Genomic DNA, 2,810 nt, shown 5'->3' on the forward strand with positions numbered 1-2,810 from the left:
CGCTGCTCATGGCCGAGCGGCTGGTGCGGGGCCGGAAGCGGGCCGTCCTCTCGGCCGCCATCCACCCGGAATACCGCGAGACGGTGCGAACCTATTTCACGAACCTCGATCTCGAGGTCGTGGAGGTCGAGGCGGGCCCGGACGGAGCGACGGACCGGACCGCGCTCGAAGCGGCCGTGGACGAAAAGACGTTCGCCGTGGCCGTGCAGTCGCCCAACTTCTACGGCGTGATCGAGGACTGGAGTGCCGGCTCGGCGGCCGCGAAGGCCAGGGGCGCGCTCTCGATCGCGGTCGTGGCCGAGGCCGCCTCTCTCGCTCTCCTGAAGCCTCCGGCGGAAGGCGGGGCGGACATCGCCTGCGGCGAAGCGCAGTCGCTCGGGGTGCCGATGCACAACGGCGGGCCGCTCTGCGGCTTCCTCGCCTGCCGCACGGCGCACCAGCGCCAGATTCCGGGCCGGCTCGTGGGCGAAACGCGCGACGCCGAGGGGCGGCGCGCCTTCTGCCTGACGCTCTCGACGCGCGAGCAGCACATCCGGCGCGAGAAGGCGACGTCGAACATCTGCACGAACCAGGGCCTGATGACCCTGGCGGCCAACATCCACATGTCGCTCATGGGCAAGAAGGGCCTGCGCGAGGTGGCCCTGCAGAGCCATGCGAAGGCCGAGTACTTGAAGGCGGCGATCGCGAAGCTGCCGGGCTTCCGCATTCCCTATGGCGGCCCGACCTTCAACGAGTTCCTGGTCGAGGCCCCCGAGCCAGCCGCGCCGCTTCTCGCGCGCCTGGCCTCGGGCGGGATTCTCGGCGGTGTGCCTCTCTCGCGCTGGGATCCGGCAAACACAAGCACAAGGCCGAACGCCTTCCTCGTGGCCGTGACCGAGATGAACCAGAAGGACGAGATGGATCGCCTGGTGGCGGCCTTGAGGACAAGGTTGAAGGGCTGAAAGGCTGATGTCGGTCGAAGCCGAAGAGAAGGCCGGGCACGCGGCCACCGCGGATCCGAAGCACCCCGAGCCGCGGCATGAACCGCTCGTCTTCGAGCGCTCGGGCAAGGGCAAGGTCGGCTACTCGCTGCCGCCGCTGGACGTGCCTGCCGTCGTCGCGATCCCGCCGGCGCTGACCCGCGGGGAGATCGCGGGAGAAACCGAGATCTCGGAGGTCGAGGTCGCCCGGCATTTCACGCGGCTCTCGCGCCTGAACTTCTCGATCGACCAGAACCTCTACCCGCTGGGCTCCTGCACGATGAAGCACAACCCCCGCACGAACGAGGAGATGGCCCGCCTGCCCGGCTTTGCGGCGGGGCACCCCCTGGCGCCCGAGTCTGTGTCGCAGGGCACGCTCGAGCTGATGTGGCGGCTCGAGCAGGTCTTGATCGAGTTGACGGGGCTCTCGCGCGTGACGCTCCAGCCCTCGGCGGGGGCGCAGGGGGAGCTCGCCGGCATCCTGATGGTCCACGCCGCGCATGCCAAGGCCGGCAACCCGCGCACGACCGTGCTCATCCCGGACTCGGCCCACGGCACGAACCCGGCTTCGGCGCACTTCGCCGGCTACAAGGTCCGTGAGCTGAAGTCGAACGCCCGCGGGACGCTCGACCTGCGCGTTCTCCGGGAGGCGATGACTGAGGACGTGGCCGCGCTGATGCTGACGGTGCCCAACACCCTCGGCATCTTCGAGAGCGAGATCCTGGAGATCGCGCGGATCGTCCACGCAAAGGGCGGCTACCTCTACTGCGACGGGGCCAACTTCAACTCTTTCGTCGGCGTGGCCAAGCCCGGCTTGATGGGCATCGATGTCATGCACATGAATCTGCACAAAACCTTTTCGACGCCCCACGGCGGGGGAGGCCCGGGCTCGGGCCCGGTCGGCGTCACGGAAAAGCTCGTGCCCTTCCTGCCGCGCCCGACCGTCGAGCGGCGCACCGACGGGACCTTCTTTCTCGACGCCGGCCGCCCCGACTCGATCGGCCGGCTGCGCACGTTCCTCGGCAACTACGGGATGTTCGTGCGGGCGCTCGCGTACATCGCCGCGTACGGCAATCGGATCGGCGAGGTGGCGCGCGGCGCGGTCTTGAACGCCAACTACATCCGCGCCGGCCTTTCCGGCGCCTACCATCTGAAGTACGAGGCGCCTTCGCTCCACGAGGTCGTTCTCTCGGACAAGAAGCAGGTCGAGCACGGCGTCTCCAACATGGACATCGCCAAGCGCTTGATGGACTACGGCTTCCATCCCCCAACGGTCTCGTTTCCCTTGATCGTCCACGGCGCCCTCATGATCGAGCCGACCGAGACCGAGGGGAAGCCCGGGCTCGACGCCTTCATCTCCGCGATGAAGTCGATCGCCCGCGAGTGCGAGGAGAACCCGGAGCTCGTGCGCGGCGCCCCCTACACGACGCCTGTCCGGCGCGTCGACGAAGTCGCCGCCGCCCGCAACCTCGTCCTCCGCTGGCGGCCCTAGCTGTGATTTCTCAACACGTTGTTCTCATCGAGGCGCCCCGGAGCCGGGCCAGCCTCCCTCGTCGGCACGTTCGGGCCCGGCCGCTTTGAGGGAGAAGCGGGCCCTCACTGGGTCGCTCGTCGCAGTCTTGTCACGCCAAGAGCCTCTCTCTGCCTTGCTTCTCGCTCATCGCCGCCAGCGGGAGGCCGTCCCGTCGCCGGGGCTCACAGCATGGCGTGAGAGCCGAACCGGTAGCCCTGACGCGGAGGGTTCCCCGCGGGGACCGTCGAAACCGCGTTGGTCTGCGACAGCCGAAAGGGCAAAGGAGAGATACTTTCCCTTGCAGCGGTTTCGCCGAGCGGCGGCATTGGGTGAATTCC

The 2,810-nt window shown here is 68.6% G+C and carries 2 protein-coding genes; both read left to right on the forward strand.

Annotated elements, in window-relative coordinates; all coding sequences use genetic code 11:
* The coding region (locus VGV06_16815; GenBank protein ID HEV2056804.1) for a glycine dehydrogenase at positions 1-941 on the forward strand (941 nt) is incomplete at its 5' end.
* Positions 942-948: 7 nt separating this feature from the next.
* The gene (gene gcvPB / locus VGV06_16820; protein ID HEV2056805.1) at positions 949-2,451 is read left to right on the forward strand and encodes an aminomethyl-transferring glycine dehydrogenase subunit GcvPB; all 1,503 of its coding nucleotides are present in this window, start codon (positions 949-951) and stop codon (positions 2,449-2,451) included.
* Positions 2,452-2,810 lie beyond the last annotated feature (359 nt).

It is taken from the genome of Candidatus Methylomirabilota bacterium, from assembly GCA_035936835.1.
Taxonomy (GTDB): domain Bacteria; phylum Methylomirabilota; class Methylomirabilia; order Rokubacteriales; family CSP1-6; genus AR37.

Bases quoted from the DNA above. Each gene is read 5' to 3' on its own strand.
- gcvPB (HEV2056805.1), top strand. From the start codon at position 949: ATGTCGGTCGAAGCCGAAGAGAAGGCCGGGCACGCGGCCACCGCGGAT.